Genomic DNA, 14,149 nt, shown 5'->3' with positions numbered 1-14,149 from the left:
TCAGGTTTTGCGAACAAGCCGCGGTTTCGTGGGCGCTAGATGCTGTAGCGCTCGTCCTCGTGGTCGCCCGGGTGGTCCTTGACCAGGCCGGCGGCAAGGGTGTTGCCGTCCAGCGGGTCGATGACCAGGAACGCACCGGTCCGGCGGTGGTGCAGGTAGTTCTCCAGCGGCAGCGGCGCGGCGAGCCGGAGTTGCGCGTGCCCGATGTCGTTCAGTTCAAGGTTGGATGCCGGCTCCAGCTTGAAGGAGGCCAGGTCCAGTTTGCCGGTGACATTGCGGACCATGGCCTGGACGGTGCGGGTGCCGTGCTTGACCAGCACTTTCTGGCCTTCGCGCAGCGGCTTGGGCGAGAGCCAGCAGAGGGCCGCGTACAGGTCGGCGGAGGCTTCGCGGACGGTGCCGGCGGCGGCGATGGTGTCACCGCGGGCGACGTCGAACTCGTCTGCCAGGCGGATGGCCACCGACTGCGGGGCGGCGGCTTCCCCCAGCGAGGCGCCGGCGAAGTCGATGCCCGCCACGGTGGTGGTGCGCGGGGACTGGCCCGGGGTCAGCACGGACACCTGGTCCCCCACCTTCACGGAACCTTCGGTGATCTGGCCGGCGTACGCGCGGTAGTCACGGAACGCCTCCACGTCCAGCCCGGCGGCGACGGCATCGGGAGCCAGGGCGCCCTGCGGCCGGATGACCAGCTGCACCGGGAAGCGGAAGCTCTCCAGGTGGCTTTCGAGCTCGTCGGCGGCGGGCAGGGTCTCGAGGACCTCGAGCAGGGCAGGTCCGATGTACCAGGGGGTGCGCTCGGAGCGCTCCACCACGTTGTCGCCGTCGAGGGCAGACACGGGGATGACGGTCAGATCAGTGATGCCGCCCGCATTTAATTCGTCACGGCCCAGGCCCAGCTCGCGGCCCACCTGCTGCACGTCGGCTTCGATGTCGCGGAACACGGATTCGCTGAAGCCCACCAGGTCGATCTTGTTCACGGCAACGATCACGTGGGCCACACGCAGCAGCTGCAGTACGGACAGGTGCCGGCGGGTCTGCTCCAGCACACCCTTGCGGGCGTCAATGAGCACGACGACGGCGTCCGCGGTGGACGCGCCGGTCACCGTGTTCTTGGTGTACTGGACGTGCCCGGGGCAGTCGGCCAGGATGAAGCTGCGGCGGTCGGTGGCGAAGTAGCGGTAGGCCACGTCGATGGTGATGCCCTGTTCGCGCTCGGCACGCAGGCCGTCGGTCAGGAGGGCCAGGTCGATGCCGCCTTTTTCCCCGCCGAAGCCGCGGTCAGCCGAGGTGCGGGCGACGGCGTCGAGCTGGTCGGCCAGGATGGCCTTGGAATCGTGAAGGAGGCGGCCCACCAAAGTGGACTTGCCGTCGTCGACCGATCCTGCCGTGGCGAACCGGAAGAGCGTGGTGGGCAGGGCCTCGTTGATTGAGCCTGTCGGAATTTCAGAAATCGTGGTCATTAGAAGTACCCGTCCTTCTTGCGGTCTTCCATGGCGGCCTCGGAGATGCGGTCATCCGCACGGGTGGCGCCACGTTCGGTCAGGGTGGAGGCGGCGACTTCAACCACGACGTCGGACACGCTGAACGCGTTCGACTCAACGGCACCTGTGCAGGACATGTCCCCCACGGTCCGGTAGCGGACGGTCTTGGTGATGACTGCCTCGCCCTCGCGCGGCTGGGACACTTCGCCCACTGCACGCCACATGCCGTCGCGGGCGAAGACCTCACGCTCATGGGCGTAGTAGAGGCCGGGCAGCTCGATGTTCTCGCGTTCGATGTAGCGCCAGATGTCCAGCTCGGTCCAGTTGCTGATGGGGAACGCGCGGACGTGCTGGCCCACGGTGTGGCGGCCGTTGTACAGGTTCCACAGCTCGGGACGCTGGTTGCGCGGGTCCCACTGGCCGAATTCGTCGCGCAGGCTCAGGATGCGCTCCTTGGCCCGGGCCTTGTCCTCGTCGCGGCGGCCGCCGCCGAAGACGGCGTCGAACTTGTTCTGCTGGATGGCATCCAGCAGCGGAACCGTCTGCAGCGGGTTGCGGGTGCCGTCGGCGCGCTCGGCGAGCTCGCCGCGGTCGATGAATTCCTGCACGGAGCCCACCACCAGCTTCAGGCCCAGCCGCTCCACCGTGCGGTCGCGGAAATCGAGGACCTCGGGGAAGTTGTGCCCGGTGTCCACGTGCAGCACGGGGAACGGCACCTTGCCGGGCCAGAACGCCTTGGTGGCCAGGTGCAGCATCACCACGGAGTCCTTGCCGCCCGAGAACAGCAGCGCGGGCTTCTCGAACTCGGCGACCACCTCGCGGATGATGTGGATGGCCTCGGACTCGAGCGTGTCCAGGCTGGAGAGGCGCGTGGAAACGGCGGCGTCAGTCACCTGGGGAGTCTCCTCGGATAGGTAAGTGCTCATACGTGAAGTCCGCATTCTGTCTTGTCGGATCCTGCCCAGCGGCCGGCGCGGGGATCCTCGCCGGGCGCCACCTTGCGGGTGCAGGGCTGGCAGCCAATGGAGGGGTAGCCCTGGGAAAGCAGCGGGTTGACGGGCAGGAGGTTGTCGTCCGAGTACTGGACCAGCTGGTCGAACGTCCAGGCGGCCATCGGGTTGACCTTGACCAGGCCGTTCTTCTCATCCCACGTCACCAGCGGCGTGTTAGTCCGGGTGGGGGCCTCGTCGCGGCGGACGCCGGTGAACCAGAGCTCGTAGCCGGCCAGGGTGCGCTGCAGCGGGGCCACCTTGCGCAGGGCGCAGCACTGGGCGGCGTCGCGGGCAAAGAGGTCCTTGCCCAGCAGCCGGTCCTGCTGCTCCACGGTGGTTTCCGGGAGCACGTCCACCACGTTGACGCGGAGGTTTGCGGCCACCTCGTCACGCGTGGCGTAGGTTTCCGGGAAGTGGTAGCCGGTCTCCAGGAACAGGACGTCGACGCCGGGTATCTGGTCCGCGACCAGGGCGGGCAGGACGGCGTCGGCCATGGAGCAGGCGACGGCGACGGCGGGCAGTTCGAAATTGCGCTCCACCCACGCGATCACATCGCGGGCCGGGGCGTCCCAGCCGAGCTCGGCAGCACCGGCTTCGGCGAGGGCCTTGAGCTCCTCGACAGGGCGCTTGGCAGGTGCAGGTGCCACGTGTTTTGGCATTACTGGAGTGCCTCCTCGTCTGCTGCGTGGGCCCATTCGGCGAAGGTCTGGCCCTCGGCCCGCTGGGCAACGAAGGTGCGGACTACGCGCTCCACGTAGTCGGGCAGGTCATCGACGTACACCTTCAGGCCGCGGACGGTGCGCCCCAGGCCTGCTTCCTCGCGGTCGCTGGAAGCCAGCCCGCCGCCCAGGTGGACCTGGAAACCCGGGGAGGGGTCGCCGTCGGGCGTTGGCAGCATCATGCCCTTGAGGCCGATGTCCGCCGTCTGGATGCGCGCGCAGGAGTTGGGGCAGCCGTTGATGTGCAGCGACAGTGCCTGCGGCAGCTGGCCCGAGTCGGCGAGGTCGGCCAAACGGCGTTCCAGCTCTGCCACGGCGGTGGCGGCGGTGTACTTGGTCTCCACGATGGCCAGCTTGCAGTACTCGATGCCGGTGCAGGCGATGGTGCCGCGGCGGAACACGGACGGGCGGGCGGACAGGCCCAGGGCGTCCAGTTCGGCCACGAGCGGCTCCACCTGGTCCTTCTCCACGTCCAGGACCACCAGTTTCTGGTGCGGTGTGGTGCGCAGGCGCCGGGAACCGCGGGCCTCGAGCGTGTCTGCGAGCTTGACCAGCTGGGCACCGGAAAGGCGCCCGGCCAGCGGGGTGGCGCCGATGAAGAACTTGCCGTCCTTCTGCTCGTGGACGCCGATGTGGTCGCCGGGGGTGGTGGGCTTGGGCGCGGCCGGACCGTCGGCCAGCTTGTAGCCCAGGTATTCGTCCTCGAGGATCTGGCGGAACTTCTCCGGACCCCAGTCGGCGAGCAGGAACTTCAGGCGGGCCTTGGTGCGCATGCGGCGGTAGCCGTAGTCGCGGAAGATGCTGGTGACGCCGAGCCACACGTCGGCGGCCTGCTCAGGCGTGACGAAGGCGCCCAGGCGCTTGGCCAGCATCGGGTTGGTGGCGAGCGCGCCGCCCACCCACAGGTCGTAGCCTGTGCCGAGTTCAGGGTGGATCATGCCCACCAAACCGAAATCGTTGATCTCGTGCACCACGTCCTGGCTGGGGTGGCCGGTGATGGCGGTCTTGTACTTGCGCGGCAGGTTGGACAGCAGCGGGTTGCCGATGAACCGCTCCCCCAGCTCTTCAATGAGCGGGGTGGGGTCGATGATCTCGTCCTTGGCGATGCCGGCCACGGGCGAGCCCAGGATGACGCGGGGAACGTCGCCGCAGGCTTCGGTGGTGGACAGGCCAACAGCTTCCAGCCGGTTCCAGATCTCGGGGATGTCCTCCACGCGGATCCAGTGCAGCTGGATGTTCTGGCGGTCGGTGAGGTCGGCCGAGTCACGCGCGAAGTCCACGGAAACCTGGCCGATGACCCGCAGCTGCTCGGTGGTGAGCGCGCCGCCGTCGATCCTCACCCGGAGCATGAAGTACTTGTCCTCGAGCTCGTGCGGCTCAAGTGTTGCGGTCTTGCCGCCGTCGATCCCGGGCTTGCGCTGGGTGTAGAGGCCCCACCAGCGGAACCGGCCGTGCAGGTCCTGGCCGGGGATGGCGTCGAAGCCCTCCTTGGCGTAGATGGACTCGATACGCTCCCGGACGTTAAGGCCGTCGTCTTCCTGCTTCCAGGTTTCGTTGGCGTTCAGCGGCGTCTTGCCGTCCACCTTCCACTGGCCGTGCGGCTTCGCAGCGGGGCGGGACGGGCGTGCGGGGCGCTTGGGGGCAGCGGAGTCCGCAGACGCTCCGGCAAGAGCTGTATCAGTCATGCATCGACTGTAGGTCGCCGCCGATTTGCGTCACAAAGGACCGGAAACGCTAAGTCACCTAGGGAAATATTTCGTCACGAAACGCCGGACGGCCTTGAAGAAGCCACCTCCCTGTGCATCCGCCGCGGGTTCCGAGGGGACTTCTTCCGGGGCTTTCGCAAGGGCCTCCGCGGCTGTTTCGGGCCGCCCCTGCGTGGCGGCTTCACGGGCTTTGCCGACGGCGGCGTCATACCTGTCCAGCGCAATCCCAGCAAGCACCGGGGACGGCAGCAGGGGTTCGGTCACGACGTCGGCCCCCGCCTTGGCCAGCTGGTCATGGAAGAAGCCCGGGGCCAGGAGATAGGAGGCAATCACGACGCGGCCGCCCACGTCCACTGCGCCCGCGGACTCCCCCGCCCCGGCACCCCCGGCCAGTTCCTCCCGAAGCATGGCAACGGCGTCGGGCACGGACGGCTTCGCCGAGGCACCATAGGCGGCCACGATGCGGTTGGACCGCAGCTCACGCAGCTGGCCCAGCAGTTCCTCGACGCTGACGGCGGCGTTGGGGTTGGACGAGCCGGCCGCGGCAAGGACGATCACGTCGTTGTCCGTGGTGCCGGCCTCGCGCAGCCGCTGGTCCAGCAGTTTGGCCAGGCGCGGGTCGGGGCCGAGCGGCGCGGCGGCCGCACTGCCCGGCCGGCTCTTCACGGCCCGCGCGATGTCCACCTTCACGTGGTAGCCAACGCTGAGCAGCAACGGAACCACGACGGCGGGCTCGCCCTCGGGCAGTCCGGCCACCACATCCACCAGGTCCGGCTGCTGGACGTCCACGTAGGCCTCCCGGACATCAAGTCCCGGCCGCAGCCCAGCGATGGCGGCACGCAGGGCGTTGACCTCCGCGGCCCCCTGTGTGTTGGACGTCCCATGGGCACAGGCGATCATGATGGGGCTGTTCATAGGGGCTAGCGTAACGTTGGAGCCGCCCTGTCCGCCCTCTTTGAAATACCGGGATGCCCCATGACATTCGCCTTTGACAACTCCCCGGTATGGCTGGATCTGCTGGGCGTGTTCTTCTTTGCCGTCTCGGGCTCCCTGCTGGCGGCACGCAAGCAAATCGACATTGTCGGGTCGCTGCTGCTGGCTTCCCTGGTGGGGCTGGGCGGCGGCGTCATCCGCGACATCATCCTGGGCATTGTTCCGGCGGCCTTCACCAACCCGGCATACCTGGCCCCGCCGCTGCTGGCAACCGTGCTGGTGTTCTTCCTGTTCTCCAGCGTCCAGCGGTACACGTCGTTGCTGGTCCTGTTCGACGCCGCCGGCCTGGCCCTGTTCTGCATGACCGGCACGCTCAAGGCACTCGCCACCGGGCTCAACCCGGTGGCGTCCGTGCTGCTGGGGGTGACGACGGCGGTGGGCGGCGGACTGCTGCGGGACATCACCGCCAATGAGGTTCCCGAGCTGTTCAACCCGAAGGATATCTATGCGCTGCCCGCGTTCTTGGGTTCTTCGCTGACGGCGGTGCTGTGGGTGTTCGGCGTGTTCAACGTGCTGACGGCAGCGGGTATCGCGGCAGTGGTTTTCACCTTCCGGGTCCTGGCCTGGCGGCGGTCCTGGCAGGCGCCGCTTGCCGTCCGCGGGTGGCACCGCAGGGCCGCGGATACAGGCCTGTGAGGGTTGTCCCGGATGTCATTTTGGGTGGCTCCGGATTGGCTAGGATATGAACATGACTGACATGTTCCTCGAGAAGTTCCGCGCGCTTGTTCCGAAGTATCTCGAGGATGAATGGCAGGAAGCGGACGGCCTGACTCCCGAGGAACTGGACAAGGCCCTCGCGGAGCACCAGTTCCAGATCCCCCTGGTCCTGCGGGAGTTCTACCTCGCCCTGGGCGGCTGCGAGGACCTGATGGAGGCGTACCACTACTTCTGGGATCCGGAAGAGCTCGAGGTCGATGACGAGGGCTTCCTCATGTTCCTCGAGGATGAAGAGGAACAGTTCACCTGGGGCTTCCGCGTGGGCGACCTCACCGTCCCGGACCCCATTGTCTACCGCCGCAACAACGCCCGCGGCCAGTGGAAGTCGGAGGAAGGCACCTTCTCCGAGTTCGTCTTCGACATGTTCGAGTGGGCGTTCGAGGACGAAGAGGAAGAGTAAGGCCTCTCCCGCTTTTGGGGGCGCACCCCTTCGTGGGGCACTTTGACACGGACACCCCGTCACTCCAGCCAGTTATACCGTTGCAGCAGCGGCAAAGTGCCCCACGACCGCGGGACTCATGTAGCGCTGAAGGCCCCCTGACGGCTCTGCTCCAGCACCGCCAGCACTTGGGCCACCATCCGCTCCGGATGATGGACTACGTCGTCATAGCCGAACCGCAGGCACAGACGTCCTCCTATGACTGTGGCGTTGTTGCGCGTGCGGTCCTTTTTGACCTGCTTCGCTTCCAAATGGGTGGCCCCGTCGGTTTCCACCACAAGGCAGTCCTCAATCAGGAAATCCACCTCGCCCACGCCCGGGAGCTCTACATGCCTGCGAACATGGAGGCCGGCGTTCCGGAAGTGGTAGTTGGCCAGCACCTCCAGGATTGAATCCGCCCGGGGAATCACGTGATTCAGCACGGCCCTGGCGCGGGCGTTGCGGTTCCCGGCAAGTTTGCTGCGCAGGAATTCCAGGGTGACATCACCCCGCTGCGCCGCACACTGAACCATGACCAGGGCTTCCAGCACAGGCAGGCAATGCTGGGCATGGATGAGGACGTCCGCCAAACCCGCCACCGGCAGCCATGGGTGGACAGGATGGAGGATCCGGCCGTGGGTTACGGTTCCCGGCACTGCCTTCCTGTGCCCAGGGCTCAGATGGACCACGCCGGCCTTTTCCACGGTCCACAGCTGGTAGGCAGGCGCGGCGGACAGGCAGGTCAATAACGCATTGTGCTGCAGAGCAAAACCGAGCACGCCGGCTTCATTCGGCAGGCCATAGACACCCCGCCGGACCCGGACGATGCATCCTGCTGCTACAGCCTTGTCCAGGCGCGTCCTCGCGAATCCGGCCCTGCGGAGTGTTTCAGTGCGTGCCACGCCTCCGCGGCGGCGGAGAAAAGCCTCAATATCCATGCCTTCACGGTGACGCGGGCCCGTCCGCAGGCAGTAGTGCCAGCCACCGTTATGTGGACAATGCGGTCGCTGGGCACTTCGACACGGACTCGCCGAGACATGTGCCCTGCCAGCAGCGGAAAGGCCGCAAAGTGCCCCGCCACGGCAAGACAGTGCCCGCTGAAGAATCTTTGACAGCGGCAGTAACAAAGGACTTGCACATTGTGACAAAGCTGTCATAAGCTATTCACGGATCCGCTAAACGCCTCCGGCGGGTCTGATGCGAACGGAGAGATAGCCCCGGTTCACAGCAGCTTCGGTTGCTGCGGACCGGGGCTGTCCCGTTAAGCAGGCAAAGAAGAAGCCCGGCACCTCACGGCTGGATCAACCAGAGGAACCGGACTCCCCACAAACTCTGGATCAGCTGGCGCGGTCCACCACAGCCAGCGCGAAGTTGGACAGCGACTCCTTGACCACACCCTCAGGCAGCGGAGCCAGGGCAGCAATCGCCTCGTCGGCCCACCGGCGTGCCACCACCCAGGACTCGGCCGTAACAGGGTGCTCACGCAGCCCGGCAACGGCAGCGGCAAGGGCTTCGTCGGAGGACAGGTCGCCGTCAATCAGTGTCAAAAGGTCGACGGCGGACCGGTCACCATCAGCGGCAGCCCTGCGCAGCAGCAACACGGGCAGGGTGGGAACGCCTTCGCGCAGGTCGGTTCCCGGGGACTTGCCGGACTTGACCTTCACACCGGTGACATCGATGACGTCGTCGGCCAGCTGGAAAGCCACGCCGACCTTCTCGCCGTATTCCACCAGGATGTCCTCGAAGGCTTCATCGGCGCCGGAGAAGATGGCGCCGAACTGTCCGGAGGCCGCCACCAGCGACCCGGTCTTGTCCGCGATCACGGAGAGGTAGTGCTCCACCGGGTCCTCGTCCGGGCGGGGTCCCACAGTTTCATGCAACTGGCCCAGGCACAGCCGCTCAAAGGTGCGGGCCTGGATTCCCAGGGCACGCCCTCCGAGCTCGGATACCAGGATTGAGGCCCGGGCAAAGATCAGGTCGCCAGTCAACACTGCAACCGAGTTGCCCCATACTTCGTGGGCGGTGGGGGCGCCGCGGCGGAAGGGGGCCGAGTCCATAACGTCGTCGTGGTACAGCGTGGCGAGGTGCGTCAGTTCAACCACGACGGCGGCCTGCACCACTGCGGGCAGGGACGCGTCGCCGAGGTGGGCGCAGAGCAGGGTCAGCAGCGGCCGGATGCGCTTGCCGCCGGCTTCCACCAGGTGCCGCGACGTTGCGTCAGCCAGGGGATCCGAGTTGGCGATGGCTTCGCGGAGCTTCTTCTCCACCTTGGCCAGGTTGTTGGTGATGGCCGGGCCCAGTTCAGCATCCCCCGCGATGGCCGCGAAGCCTGCCGGCAGCTGGAGGCCCGTGGCGATAGCGGTGGTGTTGAGGCTGGGTTCGGAGTCCGGCAGGCCGTGCCCGGCGTGCGTCCAGCTGTGGTCTGCGGATTTGGTCACGGGTTAACCCTAACTTTTTGTTGCGGATACCGCTGGTTCGGAGCTGACGGGGCATTGGATGTATTGGTTGTGGCCGGGACCAGCGATTCCAGGACGCGGATTACCCGGTCCTCGAATCCCTTGGCGGCGGGGTCCGTGAGGTTGGCAAGGAGCCGGACCACGAACCGCATCAGCACGGGGATGGGCATGCCCGTGCGCAGCGCGAGTTTCATGACGGCCGGCTTCCCGATGAGCGCGGCAAAAGCCCGCCCCAGCGTGAAGTGCGAGCCCCACTGGTCCCGCACATAGTCCGCGTACGTTGAAAGGTGCGCATCGGCGTCGTACGTCCCGCCCGAAGCAGCCGCGCGCGAGGAGGCGTCGATGATGAACTCGGCGGCGAAGCGCGCGGACTCCATGGCGTAGGAGATGCCCTCGCCGTTGAAGGGGGAGACCATGCCGCCGGCGTCGCCCAGCAGGAGCAGGCCCGGCGAGTAATGCGGAGTGCGGTTGAAGCCCATGGGCAGGGCCGCACCGCGGATCTCCCCCACCTGGTTTTCGGGCGTGAAGCCCCACTCTGCGGGCATGCCGGCGGTCCATTCGCGGAGCACCTGCTTGTAGTCGAGCTTGCCGAATTCCTGGGAGGAGTTCAGGATGCCCAGGCCCACGTTGGAGGTGCCGTCGCCCACGCCGAACACCCAGCCGTAGCCGGGGAGCAGTTTTCCGTCGCGCCCGGGAAGCTCCAGCCAGCCTTCCATCCAGTCGTCATCCGTGCGCGGCGAGGTGAAGTACGTGCGGACGGCCACCCCGAGGGGGCGGTCGTCACGCTTCTGGATTCCCAGGGACACTGCGGTGCGCGTGGAGTTTCCATCGGCAGCGAGGACGACGTCGGCACTGAACTCGCGCGTCTGTCCCGTCTTGCGTCCGGACTCGTCGAGGAGCGCTGCGCGGACCCCGGTGACGCGGCCGGCGTCGTTCCGGAGGGCATCGGTGACGCTGTGCCGCTCGAGGATGGTGGCACCGGCGGCCTGCGCGTGCCGGGCCAATTCCTCGTCGAAGCCCAGCCGGGTGCGGATCAGGCCGTATTGCGGGAAGTCGGACACCTCGGGCCAGGGCAGTTCGATGGTGCGGCCGCCGGCAATCAGGCGGAGGCCCTTGTTCCGGCGCCAGCCGTCGTTCTCCAGGTGCGGCAGGCCGAGCTTCTGGATCTCGCGGACGGCGCGGGGCGTCAGCCCGTCACCGCAGACCTTCTCGCGCGGGAAGCTGGTTTTTTCCAACACCGTGACCTCGAGGCCGGCCTTGGCGAGGTAGTACGCGGCGGTGGATCCTGCCGGACCCGCACCGACAATCAGTACGTTCACAGGTCAGCGGACGATGTTGCGGCGCAGCTTGGCCACCGGGCCCTTGTGCGCGGCGATGGCGGCAGCAGCACCGTTGGACGGGGAGGCGGGCTTGAACGCACGGTGGACCGCCACGATGCCGCCGGTGAGGTTGCGGTAGGTGACGTTCTCCCAGCCGCTTTCCTGCAGCCAGGCGGCCAGGTGGTCCTGGTCCGGCCACGCGCGGATGGACTCGGCCAGATAGACGTAGGCGTCCGGGTTGGAGGCGACCTTGACGGCGATGGCCGGCAGCGCCCGCATGAGGTATTCGGTGTACATGGTGCGCCACAGCGGAACCACGGGCTGCGAGAATTCAGCGATGACCAGGCGTCCGCCCGGCTTGGTGACGCGGAGCATCTCCTGCAACGCCTTCTTGGGCTCGTTCACGTTCCGCAGACCGAAGGAGATGGTGGTGGCGTCGAAGGTGTCGTCCGCGAACGGCAGGTTGGTGGCGTCACCGGCGATGAAGTCGATGTCGGGGCGGCGGCGCTTGCCCACCTTGAGCATGCCGAGGGAGAAGTCGCAGGCCACTACATCTATGCCGGCGTCGGCATATGGCTCGCTGGAGGTACCCGTTCCGGCCGCGAGGTCCAGGACCCGCTGGCCCCTGGAGACTTCCATCGCGTCCACCACGATTTTCCGCCAGCGGCGGGTCTGCCCCATGGAGAGGACATCGTTGACGACGTCGTATTTCGGTGCGACGTCGTCAAACATCGTGGCTACTTCGTCCGGACGCTTATCCAAGGATGCTCGGTTCACCATGACATTGTCTCAAATGTTCCCGAAGGTGCTGACCATGGCGGGTTCGCCGCCTTTGGCCTGCTCAAAGCGCCGGGAAGGCCCCGGTCTACGCGGGAGTAGTGTTGTCTCATCATGACGAGCACGTTCCGCACCTTGACAGTCCCCCTGGATGGCAAAGCGTTCCCCGGGGGGCTGCCGTCGTTTCTGGTCCGGGACGACATCCTGTGCTGGACCCGCCGGGAAGCCGGCTTGGCCGGGTTCGGCGAGATCGCGCGCTTCACCGCCACGGGGCCGGACCGGTTCCTGGAGGCGGACATCTGGTGGCGGCACCTGGTCCTGGAGGCCGACGTCACCGACTCCGTGGAGCTGCCGGGCACCGGGCCCGTGGCCTTTGGCTCCTTCGCCTTTTCGAAAACCTCCGCCCATGAGTCCCGCCTGATCGTGCCCGAGATCGTGGTGGGCGTGCGGGACAACCAGGTGTGGCTCACGCAGTTAACGTTCGACGACGGCCTGCTCACCGAGGAGACGGCCCTCGCCGCGCTGGACCGCTGGCTGAGCCCTGGTTCCGCCGGCGCCTCCGCTGCGGGAAGCACGACGGCGGCAGCGGACTCCGCCGGGAACGCTCCCCCGGGCGACGTGCCCGGCGCAGGGGGCGGCGCCGTCGTACGTCCACTCCCCCTGGCTGCCGGCGCCACACTGCACACCGGCTCCCTCAGCGAGGAAGCCTGGATGGACGCCGTGGCGGCAGGCGTGGCCGAGATCCGTACCGGCGCCCTGGAGAAGCTGGTCCTGGCGCGGGACGTGGTGGCGACTATTCCCTCCGGCGTACATGCCGCAGATGTGCTGCGCGAACTCGCGGCGAGGTACCGCGAGTGCTGGACGTACGGGGTGGACGGGCTGGTGGGGGCCACGCCCGAAATGCTGATCCAGGTGGAAGGGCGCACGGCCCAGGCGCGGGTGCTGGCCGGCACCCTGGACCGCCGGGACGCGCACGGCGAGGACGGGGCTCCCATGGAGTACGCAACCCGTGTGCTTGCCGGCTCTGAAAAGCAGCGGCATGAGCATGAGATTGCCATCCAGTCGCTGACCAGGCAGCTTGCACCGTTCTCCGAGGCGATGAATGCGCACGATGAGCCCTTCATCCTGGAACTGCCCAACGTGTGGCACCTGGCCTCGGACGTCAAGGCCGAACTCACCGAGGTGGAAGGCCACGTGCCCACCTGCCTGGCCCTGATCAACGCGCTGCACCCAACCGCGGCCGTCTGCGGAACCCCGACCCTGGTGGCTGGAGAGCTGATCCGCAAGCTGGAGCGTCTGGACCGCGGCCCTTACGCCGGCCCCGTGGGGTGGCTGGATGCGGCGGGCAACGGCGAGTGGGGTATCGCCCTGCGCGGGGCCGTGATCGAGTCGCCGGAAACGGTCCGGTTGTATGCCGGTTGCGGCATCGTCGATGGCTCCCAGCCCGAGGCGGAACTGGCCGAGACCTGGGCCAAGTTCCGGCCGATGCTGGAGTCCCTGGGCATCAGCAGCTGACGCCGCGGGACCGAAAGTCCGGGATGACAGACAACGGCGGGCTTGGAAGGCTTGAATCTTGTTGTGGTTTAGTTATCCAATAATCAATATTAGTTTTCTGTGATGCACATCTCTGTATCGGAGCTACACTATGAACCGGTTTAGTCCCGCATACCCCTGCAACAAAAGGTAAGAAATATGCAGCTCAAGTCCCTGGCCGCGGCCAAAATGTCAGCCAAGGCAGCAGCACTCCTGGCCGCCGGTGCCCTCACCCTCACGGCCTGCGGCGGAAGCTCCACCCCCGCCGCCTCCGAAGGCGGCATCAAGCTGATCAACGCTGGCAAGCTCACCGTTTGCTCGGACATCCCCTACGAGCCGTTCGAATTCCAGAAGGACGGCAAGACCGTCGGTTTCGACATCGACATCGCCAACGAGGTAGCCAAGGATCTCGGTGCGGAACTGAACACCGTGGACAGCTCCTTTGAAGCCATCGAGACCGGAACTGCGCTGACCCAGTGCGATGTGTCCATCTCCTCGATCTCCATCACGGACACCCGCAAGTCGGTCATGGACTTCTCCACCCCGTACCTGGACGACGACCTGACCCTGGTGGCCAGCTCCAGCTCGGGAATCAAGAGCCTGGATGACGCCAAGGGCAAGAAGGTCGGCGTCCAGCAGGCCACCACCGGCGCCCAGTACGCCAAGGACAAGGACATCGAGGCGCAGCAGTTCGAGGACACCGGCCTCCTGGTCCAGGCCCTCCAGGCCGGTACCATCGACGCCGCCCTGGGAAACCAGTCGGTTCTGGGCTACGCAACCAAGGATGATGCCAAGTTCAAGAGCGTTGAGGACTTCGCTACGGGCGAGAAGCTCGGCATCGCCGTCAAGAAGGGCAACACGGCCATGCTGGACAAGGTCAACGGAACCCTCAAGCGCCTGACCGATGACGGCTCGCTGGAGAAGTTCAAGACCACCTGGTTCGGCCAGACCACCAAGTAGGTCTGCGCACTATTGACGCCGTTGGGGCCCCGGACAGGCTGTAGCCAGTCCGTCCGGGGCCTCAGCCACGCACAACGA

13 protein-coding genes are annotated in these 14,149 nt (G+C 66.7%); 4 read left to right on the top strand and 9 right to left on the bottom strand.

Going from position 1 to position 14,149, the window contains the following annotated elements; genetic code table 11:
- Positions 1-35: 35 nt before the first annotated feature.
- From QFZ57_RS10075 to QFZ57_RS10055, 5 genes are read right to left on the bottom strand one after another with little or no spacing between them, the layout of a single operon-like run.
- The gene (locus QFZ57_RS10075; RefSeq protein WP_306899956.1) at positions 36-1,460 is read right to left on the bottom strand and encodes a sulfate adenylyltransferase subunit 1; all 1,425 of its coding nucleotides are present in this window, start codon (positions 1,458-1,460) and stop codon (positions 36-38) included.
- A complete protein-coding gene (cysD, locus tag QFZ57_RS10070) occupies positions 1,460-2,407 on the bottom strand; it encodes a sulfate adenylyltransferase subunit CysD (RefSeq protein ID WP_306899953.1) in 948 nt (315 codons plus the stop codon). The genes QFZ57_RS10075 and cysD overlap by 1 nt, the downstream gene beginning before the upstream one ends.
- Positions 2,404-3,132 carry a phosphoadenylyl-sulfate reductase gene (locus QFZ57_RS10065; RefSeq protein ID WP_306899951.1) on the bottom strand — a complete coding sequence of 243 codons (729 nt, stop codon included), beginning with the start codon at positions 3,130-3,132 and terminating at the stop codon, positions 2,404-2,406. The genes cysD and QFZ57_RS10065 overlap by 4 nt, the downstream gene beginning before the upstream one ends.
- Positions 3,132-4,877 (bottom strand): nitrite/sulfite reductase, encoded by a 1,746-nt coding sequence (locus tag QFZ57_RS10060; RefSeq protein WP_306899950.1) that lies wholly within the window; start codon positions 4,875-4,877, stop codon positions 3,132-3,134. Before QFZ57_RS10060 ends, QFZ57_RS10065 begins: the two co-directional genes overlap by 1 nt.
- 54 nt (positions 4,878-4,931) lie before the next feature.
- Positions 4,932-5,813 (bottom strand): sirohydrochlorin chelatase, encoded by an 882-nt coding sequence (locus QFZ57_RS10055; protein ID WP_306899948.1) that lies wholly within the window; start codon positions 5,811-5,813, stop codon positions 4,932-4,934.
- A gap of 60 nt (positions 5,814-5,873) precedes the next feature.
- Here QFZ57_RS10055 and QFZ57_RS10050 point away from each other — a divergent pair, with 60 nt between their 5' ends.
- Both QFZ57_RS10050 and QFZ57_RS10045 read left to right on the top strand, forming a co-directional pair.
- The gene (locus tag QFZ57_RS10050; protein WP_306899946.1) at positions 5,874-6,527 is read left to right on the top strand and encodes a trimeric intracellular cation channel family protein; all 654 of its coding nucleotides are present in this window, start codon (positions 5,874-5,876) and stop codon (positions 6,525-6,527) included.
- 52 nt (positions 6,528-6,579) lie between these two features.
- Positions 6,580-7,008, top strand: coding sequence for a hypothetical protein (locus tag QFZ57_RS10045; RefSeq protein ID WP_306899944.1), 429 nt, complete (start codon positions 6,580-6,582; stop codon positions 7,006-7,008).
- A gap of 116 nt (positions 7,009-7,124) precedes the next feature.
- On the opposite strand, the gene QFZ57_RS10040 is transcribed toward QFZ57_RS10045, so the two are convergent.
- The 4 genes from QFZ57_RS10040 to QFZ57_RS10025 form a co-directional block, all read right to left on the bottom strand.
- Complete coding sequence (locus QFZ57_RS10040; protein ID WP_306899942.1) at positions 7,125-7,964, bottom strand: type IV toxin-antitoxin system AbiEi family antitoxin domain-containing protein; 840 nt, start codon at positions 7,962-7,964, stop codon at positions 7,125-7,127.
- 399 nt (positions 7,965-8,363) lie between these two features.
- A complete protein-coding gene (locus tag QFZ57_RS10035) occupies positions 8,364-9,464 on the bottom strand; it encodes a polyprenyl synthetase family protein (protein WP_306899940.1) in 1,101 nt (366 codons plus the stop codon).
- Positions 9,461-10,801 carry a geranylgeranyl reductase family protein gene (locus QFZ57_RS10030; RefSeq protein WP_306899939.1) on the bottom strand — a complete coding sequence of 447 codons (1,341 nt, stop codon included), beginning with the start codon at positions 10,799-10,801 and terminating at the stop codon, positions 9,461-9,463. Before QFZ57_RS10030 ends, QFZ57_RS10035 begins: the two co-directional genes overlap by 4 nt.
- A gap of 3 nt (positions 10,802-10,804) precedes the next feature.
- A complete protein-coding gene (locus tag QFZ57_RS10025) occupies positions 10,805-11,578 on the bottom strand; it encodes a demethylmenaquinone methyltransferase (RefSeq protein WP_306630288.1) in 774 nt (257 codons plus the stop codon).
- Positions 11,579-11,692: 114 nt separating this feature from the next.
- Between QFZ57_RS10025 and QFZ57_RS10020 the strand changes: the two genes are divergently transcribed.
- Entirely contained in the window at positions 11,693-13,093 is a 1,401-nt protein-coding gene (locus QFZ57_RS10020) for an isochorismate synthase (protein WP_306899935.1), read from the top strand.
- Positions 13,094-13,270: 177 nt separating this feature from the next.
- Entirely contained in the window at positions 13,271-14,071 is an 801-nt protein-coding gene (locus tag QFZ57_RS10015; RefSeq protein ID WP_306630286.1) for an ABC transporter substrate-binding protein, read from the top strand.
- The last annotated feature ends 78 nt before the right edge of the window (positions 14,072-14,149 follow it).

The sequence above is a fragment of the Arthrobacter sp. B1I2 genome (assembly GCF_030816485.1).
Taxonomy (GTDB): domain Bacteria; phylum Actinomycetota; class Actinomycetes; order Actinomycetales; family Micrococcaceae; genus Arthrobacter.
The sequence above is the reverse complement of the archived record's forward strand: the minus strand, read 5'-3'. Positions and strand labels throughout refer to the sequence as shown.

What these genes read in the sequence shown, in the direction of transcription:
- QFZ57_RS10075 (WP_306899956.1), bottom strand. Translation starts at nt 1,460, where the DNA reads ATGACCACGATTTCTGAAATTCCGACAGGCTCAATCAACGAGGCCCTG.
- cysD (WP_306899953.1), bottom strand. Translation starts at nt 2,407, where the DNA reads ATGAGCACTTACCTATCCGAGGAGACTCCCCAGGTGACTGACGCCGCC.
- QFZ57_RS10065 (WP_306899951.1), bottom strand. Translation starts at nt 3,132, where the DNA reads ATGCCAAAACACGTGGCACCTGCACCTGCCAAGCGCCCTGTCGAGGAG.
- QFZ57_RS10060 (WP_306899950.1), bottom strand. Translation starts at nt 4,877, where the DNA reads ATGACTGATACAGCTCTTGCCGGAGCGTCTGCGGACTCCGCTGCCCCC.
- QFZ57_RS10055 (WP_306899948.1), bottom strand. Translation starts at nt 5,813, where the DNA reads ATGAACAGCCCCATCATGATCGCCTGTGCCCATGGGACGTCCAACACA.
- QFZ57_RS10050 (WP_306899946.1), top strand. Translation starts at nt 5,874, where the DNA reads ATGACATTCGCCTTTGACAACTCCCCGGTATGGCTGGATCTGCTGGGC.
- QFZ57_RS10045 (WP_306899944.1), top strand. Translation starts at nt 6,580, where the DNA reads ATGACTGACATGTTCCTCGAGAAGTTCCGCGCGCTTGTTCCGAAGTAT.
- QFZ57_RS10040 (WP_306899942.1), bottom strand. Translation starts at nt 7,964, where the DNA reads ATGGATATTGAGGCTTTTCTCCGCCGCCGCGGAGGCGTGGCACGCACT.
- QFZ57_RS10020 (WP_306899935.1), top strand. Translation starts at nt 11,693, where the DNA reads ATGACGAGCACGTTCCGCACCTTGACAGTCCCCCTGGATGGCAAAGCG.
- QFZ57_RS10015 (WP_306630286.1), top strand. Translation starts at nt 13,271, where the DNA reads ATGCAGCTCAAGTCCCTGGCCGCGGCCAAAATGTCAGCCAAGGCAGCA.